We start from the raw sequence: 6,353 nt of genomic DNA, 5'->3' as shown, positions 1-6,353 counted from the left end.
GGGCGGCGTCGTCCCTGAGCTCCTTGGCCAGATCCTGGGGCAGCGTGATGAAATGCCACCCGGATTCCTCGGGGTAGTGCCACAGCTCGCCATGGAACGAATACGACGCGGTCACGTGCCGGCCAAGCCCATCACAGCGAGACGCCGTGGCGCCGGTCCAGGAACGCGGTCAGCGCGGGGTTGTCGATCTCCCTGGCCAGCCAGGGCACGGTCTGGGCGGCGGCCTCGTCGCCGAGGACCGCACGATGGGACTGCGCCCGGACCACKAACTCCCGCATGCCGCTCCGGCTGGCCAGCGCGGCCAGGCGCTCCACGAACTCGGCAGCACGCGGCGACCCGGTGGCGATGGCGACTTCCGCCGCGACATCGAGCAGCCGTGCCGAGTACCAGAGGTACCACGGCGTGGGTTCGAGACCCCGGTTGATCCAGTGTTCGGCGGMGGCGAGGTCGCCGTGGGCCAGGAACAGCCGGGCTTCGGCGCCCGCCGCCAGCGCCATGTAGCAATGGTCGCCGGCGAGCTCGGCCATGACCCAGGACCGGTCAATCAGGTCCGCCGCCGCGTCCAGCCGGCCCGCGGCAAGGTAGGTTTCGCCCCGGACTCCGGCGACAAACGGCTCGAACGCCGTCCAGTGTTCCGCGGCGACCCAGTCCCGGGCACGGTCCAGGCAGGCGGCCGCCAGCTCCAGATCCCCGCGCAACAGATGCACGCGTCCCAGCAGGGCCTCGCTGAACGCCTGTTGCCGGCGGTTCCCTACTTCGCGGGCTAGTCTCCCGGACTCGGTGAACGCCGTCACTGCGTCCCCATAGTGCGCGGTGTCCGAGGCCAGCATGCCCTGGATCGCCAGAATCCGAGCCTGCTCGTCGGGGATTCCCTGGGCCGCGTGCATGGCCCGGTCCAGCCAGCCGGCCGCACGGTCCGGAACGCCGCGCTGCACGGACAGGTAGCCCAGCTCGCGGAAGGCGGTAGCGGCCGTCCGCGAGACGCCGTCGGGCCCTTCGGCGGACAGCGCGCGGTGCAGGAGATMGGCCACCTCGGCACCGCGGCCGCCGGCCTGATGGATCATGGCCCCGGACAGCGTGACCAGGGATTCGGCGAGCAGATGATGATCATCGGTCCGTTGCGCGAGCCCAACGGCGAGCCGCAGCTGCTCCAGCCCKCGGTCCACCGAGCCGGCCGAGAGCGACGCTCCGGCGGCGTCGAGGTAGGACCGCACCGTGGCCGCACTGGCCGGCATCCCTGGCTCGGCTACGGGGTCCGCGTCCGCCAGCGCCCGGCGCACCTCCGCGGGCAGCCCGAGCCCGAGCTCCCGGCGGTAGAGGTCCCGGCACTTATCGGCCTGCTCCCGCGCCCGCCGGTACTCGCCCAGGGAGAGCAGGGCCTTGATCAGCGCGGCGTGGCAGTCGGCGTTGAAGGGGTCCAGACGCAGCGCGCGGGTGGCGAGGTCGACGGCGTCGTCCGCCCTTCCCGCCGACAGCGCACCGAGCGACGCCTCATAAAGCAGCGCCAGCACGCAGTTCTCGAGCCGGTGCCGCTGGTCCTCCAGCCAGKACTCGAACACGGGGCAGTCCGCGAAGGCCAGACCCTCCAGGAGCTGGCCGTCGAAGGCGCGGGGGTCGGCGTMGCCGGCGGGGTGCAGGGCCGCCAGCACATCGCAGTGCCACCCGGCCGGCAGCACGAGCCGCAGCGGGTCGCCGCCGACCGATTCCCCGCCGAGGGTCCGCCGCAGCTCGGACAGGTTCCAGCGCAGGGCGCCGAGGGGGTCCTCGRCGTCGGGGAACAGGAGGGCCGCCGTCCGGGCCCGGCCGGTGCCGTCCGGTTGCAGCGCGAGGTAGGCCAGCACAGCCCAGGCCTTGCGGCCCCGGGGCTGCCGGAGTGGGGTGCCAGCGGACTCGATCCTGGGCGGACCGAGGAGCCGAATCCAAGTGTCGGCCATATGAGTCATGCTACGCCGGGGGAGTGACGGCGGCGCAGGGAGCGACGCGCAGCKGCGTGAGAGAGCGGGTTCTACGCGACGAGTCCCATTCGTCGCGGGGTTCGATCAGCTTGCGCGGGTTCCTCCGCGTCGCCCGGCGGGATAATCGGCAGGCATGCCGGGGCCGAGGCGGATGGCGATCTCCTCCGCAGGCACAACGCCGCACGCCTCGCACGTTGCGACCGCGTGCACGGCGCCCTCACCGCAGGCTGCGTGCCGGTACAGGATCGGTGGTTCGATGGGGGACGCCCACGCGTCGCCCCACTCGGTGAGCGCGATGAGCGCGACCGCGAGTGCGCGGCCCTTGGCCGTGAGGATGTAGTCGGCGGAACCTGCGCGCTCCATGATGCCGCTAGTGACGAACGAATCCAGCCGCGATGTGAGCACGTTTGTCGCGATCCCGAGGTTGTGCTGGAAGTCGCCGAAGCGCGTCACCCGGGCGAACAGGGCGTCGCGGATGATGAGCAGACTCCACCGCTCGCCGACGAGCTCGAGTGATCGCGCGATCGAGCACACCTGCGTGTCATAAGACTTCCCTAACATGGCTTGACTCTACCACTTGCGTGATGCAAGTCACCCGGCCTACACTCACTTGCATCACGCAAGTACAGGAATCCTCTCCGCCGGGGAGGTAGGCAAAGGAGCAGAGAAATGACCGCAAACTTCACCACCACGATCACCGTGGATGCCCCGCCGCAAAAGGCGTTCCATGCGATCAACGACGTCCCCGCGTGGTGGGGGCGGATCACCGGCTCGACCACCGCCGTCGGCGACGAGTTCKTCTACGTCGTCCCCGGGCTGCACTACAGCGGATTCCGCGTCACCGATATCGAACCGGCACAACGCATCGCGTGGCTCGTCACGGGCAGCTACCTCGACTTCACCGCCGACAAGCAGGAGTGGAATGGCACGACCGTCMGGTTCGACATCCAAGAGACCGACGCCGGAACCCGGGTYACCTTCACCCACGAGGGCCTCGACGCCGAGGACGAGTGCTATGACGTGTGCTCGAACGCGTGGGGCATGTTCGTGAACGGCAGCCTCAAGGCGCTCATCGAAACCGGCGTCGGCCAGCCGTACTCATTCGATGCCGACGAGGCGCTCACCGCAGCCGATCATGCAGAGCTGCACCACCAGGTGGCCGCGGCAGCCAGGGCCGCGAACAATAACAACGCAAGCTGACGCGAACCAGAGGCCCGGCGGCATCATGCGCCGTCGAGCCTCAACGGGGCCCCGCGAGCCGAACAGCCCAACCTGAGCCGCACAACGCAGGCGGGCCCGTCCCCGGCGGCGCGACGCCGTATAGGGAGGGGTCCGCCTGACGAATATCGGCGCCGGATAGGGTGAGCGCCGTGAACGTTCACGGGGCCTGCGTAGCTCCGGTTTGAGGAGGCCTGTCTTTCAATAGGACCGTCGCGGCGATTGCGGTCGCAAATGCGAAGAGGACCAACGGAGTTTGGAAAACCGCGCCCATGATGGCAAACCCGGCATCGGCTATTGGCTTCGACGCCGAAAATAGGCACACCACGTCGATGGCCAATGCGGCTGCATAGCCGATGAAGAAGCAGACGAGCAGCGCGGGAGTCCTGTAGGTCTTKGTAAACGCCCTCACCGCGAAGTCGTAGGCCAGGTATTTGAGTCCGATGACGGTGGKAGCGAAGGTCAGAACGTAGAAAACGCCCACATCCTCCGGAAATTCGGCGAGCGGAACGTTCGCGGTGCCCTGGTAGATGCCGGCTGAGTGGAACCAGAAGCCCGCCAGCTGGGCAGCGACAAGCAGGACGGCCGCGGCACCGTACCGCAGCGCCGCTCCACCCCGTGTCATTCCAATCGCCATGGCGTCAGTATGCCAGTGCCCGTCAAGGGCTCCCGCTCGAAGGCTGGGCCACGGGCCGCCGTCGTGATCGCAGGAAACGCGAGGAAACCAAGAATGGAACTGCTCGCAGTCCGACACGACGGCGGGAGGCCGGCAACGCTGCCGGCCGCCCCCGTCGTGCTGGGGTCCGCGGCTGGCTGTCGTCACAAACGGCCGTTATTTTGCCTTGGGGATGAGGACCCACAACGCGATATAGACCAGCTCGCCGACGCCGAAGAAGCCGAAGAATACGAAGCCGAGGCGGACCAGTGTCACGGAGATGCCGAAGCGCTGAGCAATAGCTGCGCAGACTCCCGCGAGGATCTTGCGGTTCCTTGGCCTMATCAGAGATCGTTCCATCCAGCCAAGGTAGCAGTGTGGCTGTGCCAGCGGAACAGCCCAGTCCGAAGCGCCGCACAACGCAAGCGTGCTCTTCCCCAGCGGCACAAGGCCGTACAGGGAAGGGCCCGCCTGGGGMTAAACGGCGCCGGCGCGGGACTGCGGAGCCGAGCTACGGCGTCGGCCTGTCGGATGCCCTTGGGCGCGAGTTGCTGGGCCACGCTCGACAGGGGTGATGAACGGACCAATTTCAGAGCAGAAACGGGCGCGAAACCCCTCACACGCTGGCTCACACGGTGGCCGCGGAAACTGGACATGTCCCCCAAAGGGACCGGAAACCCGAACCACAACCGCAACCCTCACCGCACCGATTACCCCGGAATCCGKCCCCGACCAGCAACTTCATCACTCGCCCCAACAACCGGATTCATCAATCGCCCGAGGTGTTTTTCCATGGAATTTGCCGCCATCCTGCTCGTAGCACTCATGGTCTACGCAGCCGTCGCCACCATCGTCGCGGTCGTCCGCGACGGCCGGGGCCACACCCCGCCCGTGCGCTCCATCAGCCCCTGGACGGCCGGTAACCTCCCCAGCGAACCGTACGCGTCGCTGCGGTCCCTGCGCTGACCGAATCCCAGCAGCCGCACGCCAGTACTGGCGCGGGCACGGCCCCCATCTCCCGTGCTGGAGGCGGGGGTCGTGCGCCGTCGTCGCAACCTAGTTTCCGCGGCGTTTCCGGACTGCCGCGGCGTGGATCCACGCCGCGGCAGTCCGTTTTCGCCGCGATATTCCGGGCGCGATGCGGAAACCCGGGTGCAGGGCCGAACTTCCGGCAGTACAGCGGGACGATGCGTATAGACACCCGCAGCGGCGCGGGAGCATCCTAATCGTGTGCGCGTTTCGGGAGGAGAGCGGCAACGGGGCGGGGAGCTTCCGCCCTGGCTGGGGGATTCCAGGGAAGCAGGCGGCCCGCCGGCAGACGGGTCTCACTTTCCGGGCGTGCGGACACGATCGGCGAGGGAAGCTGGTACCAGATCATGGACGAAACATCCGATACGCGGCAAAGGCTGTCCTCCCGCATCGACGAGAAGCAGCAGGCCCTCCGTTCCTATCTCAGCAAGGAAAGACCCCGGCGCACCCGGCTGGCCAATATCAGCATCGTGGGCAGCGCGCTGGCCGCCGCGCTCACGGCGGGCCCCGCCTTCGGGGGCACAGGGTTCACCGAATCGGTGGCGGCAATCTTCAACCTGAGCGACGACTCGCTGGTGTGGCGTGTGCTGTGTTTGTTTGCAGTGATCTTTTCCATTGCCGCGGCGCTGGCCACGAATTTTGCCACGTCCCGTTCGCTGGCAGACCGTGTGAGCGCGGCCGAGACCTGCAGCGCTMAGCTGGAGGGGCTGCAGGTCGCCTTGAACTTCGGCCACATTGAGATCGACGAAGCCGTCAAGCTCTACCAGCAGTATTCGACCCAGGTGGCCTTCGTCGAGGGACTACCGGCGGGGTGAGGCTTTCAGTCCGGGACGCCGGGGGAGAGGGCGTTGAGGCCGGCGTCCACGGCGGCGGCCAGCAGTCCGGCGTCGTAGGCAATCAGGACATCAGCCTGGAGGCGGATCGCCGCCGCCAAGTGAATGGCATCGGCGCTGCGCAGCCGCCCGGGCAAGGCGGCCGCGTACATCAAGTCCGAGCGCGCCACGTCCGCCAGACTGATTCCACTCAGCACGGAATTAACCAGCCCGCCGGGAAGTCCCCGCCGGTTGGCGGCGCAGTGAAGCTCCGTGTACAGGAGCATGGAAGCCGCCAGCTTGTCGCCGCKGGACACGGCGGCCTCGAGGTACATTGCCAGGGCCGCCGATTCCGGTTCCTCCACCACGAGTTTGAGGGCCGCCGACGTGTCCACGTAGAGGATCAACGGTCCCCGCGAAGGTCGTCCAGGATTTCCGTGGTCATGGTCGCTGAACTGACCCTCGGCAGCGACTGAAAATCAACTGCACCCGGGGAGGCCGGCCGCATCTGCCCTGCCAAAAGCAGCCGCTCGAACGGGGAGGAGGACGGTGGGATGAGAACGGCGGCGACTTCCCCATTGTTTGTCACCTCAATGGTTTCGCCGTTCTTCACACGCTCAAGAATCTTGCTGCTCTGGTTGCGAAGTTCGCGGTGCGGAATTGTTGTCATGCCAGCCTCCGTAG

Annotated in this window: 9 protein-coding genes; 3 read left to right on the top strand and 6 right to left on the bottom strand. The window is 67.7% G+C overall.

Annotated elements, in window-relative coordinates:
* Positions 1-131 precede the first annotated feature (131 nt).
* Entirely contained in the window at positions 132-1,841 is a 1,710-nt protein-coding gene (locus AC1DBQ_RS20690) for a BTAD domain-containing putative transcriptional regulator (protein WP_476930296.1), read from the bottom strand.
* Positions 1,842-2,039: 198 nt separating this feature from the next.
* Entirely contained in the window at positions 2,040-2,516 is a 477-nt protein-coding gene (locus AC1DBQ_RS20685) for a winged helix-turn-helix transcriptional regulator (RefSeq protein ID WP_476930295.1), read from the bottom strand.
* Between the two features lie 108 nt (positions 2,517-2,624).
* Between AC1DBQ_RS20685 and AC1DBQ_RS20680 the strand changes: the two genes are divergently transcribed.
* Positions 2,625-3,155 (top strand): SRPBCC family protein, encoded by a 531-nt coding sequence (locus tag AC1DBQ_RS20680; protein ID WP_476930294.1) that lies wholly within the window; start codon positions 2,625-2,627, stop codon positions 3,153-3,155.
* Positions 3,156-3,333: 178 nt separating this feature from the next.
* Here the strand turns inward: AC1DBQ_RS20680 and AC1DBQ_RS20675 are convergent, their stop codons facing one another.
* Positions 3,334-3,798 (bottom strand): hypothetical protein, encoded by a 465-nt coding sequence (locus AC1DBQ_RS20675; RefSeq protein WP_476930293.1) that lies wholly within the window; start codon positions 3,796-3,798, stop codon positions 3,334-3,336.
* Between the two features lie 207 nt (positions 3,799-4,005).
* Positions 4,006-4,188, bottom strand: a complete 183-nt coding sequence (locus AC1DBQ_RS20670; protein WP_476930292.1) for a PspC domain-containing protein — start codon at positions 4,186-4,188, stop codon at positions 4,006-4,008.
* 432 nt (positions 4,189-4,620) lie between these two features.
* Between AC1DBQ_RS20670 and AC1DBQ_RS20665 the strand changes: the two genes are divergently transcribed.
* Positions 4,621-4,794: a hypothetical protein gene (locus tag AC1DBQ_RS20665; RefSeq protein WP_476930291.1), complete on the top strand. Its 174-nt coding sequence runs from the start codon at positions 4,621-4,623 to the stop codon at positions 4,792-4,794.
* Positions 4,795-5,204: 410 nt separating this feature from the next.
* On the top strand, positions 5,205-5,672 hold the full coding sequence (locus tag AC1DBQ_RS20660; protein ID WP_476930290.1) for a hypothetical protein: 468 nt from the start codon (positions 5,205-5,207) through the stop codon (positions 5,670-5,672).
* A 5-nt stretch (positions 5,673-5,677) separates the two neighbouring features.
* On the opposite strand, the gene AC1DBQ_RS20655 is transcribed toward AC1DBQ_RS20660, so the two are convergent.
* Both AC1DBQ_RS20655 and AC1DBQ_RS20650 read right to left on the bottom strand, forming a co-directional pair.
* On the bottom strand, positions 5,678-6,064 hold the full coding sequence (locus AC1DBQ_RS20655; protein ID WP_476930289.1) for a type II toxin-antitoxin system VapC family toxin: 387 nt from the start codon (positions 6,062-6,064) through the stop codon (positions 5,678-5,680).
* A gap of 8 nt (positions 6,065-6,072) precedes the next feature.
* The coding region (locus tag AC1DBQ_RS20650) for a type II toxin-antitoxin system Phd/YefM family antitoxin (protein ID WP_476930288.1) at positions 6,073-6,353 on the bottom strand (281 nt) is incomplete at its 5' end.

The sequence above is a fragment of the Arthrobacter sp. 10T413_2 genome (assembly GCF_056394205.1).
Note: the sequence above shows the minus strand (reverse complement) of the source record. Positions and strands in the feature narration are given on the sequence as shown.

Coding starts and splice junctions, on each gene's coding strand:
- AC1DBQ_RS20665 (WP_476930291.1), top strand. CDS start 4,621: ATGGAATTTGCCGCCATCCTGCTCGTAGCACTCATGGTCTACGCAGCC.
- AC1DBQ_RS20685 (WP_476930295.1), bottom strand. CDS start 2,516: ATGTTAGGGAAGTCTTATGACACGCAGGTGTGCTCGATCGCGCGATCA.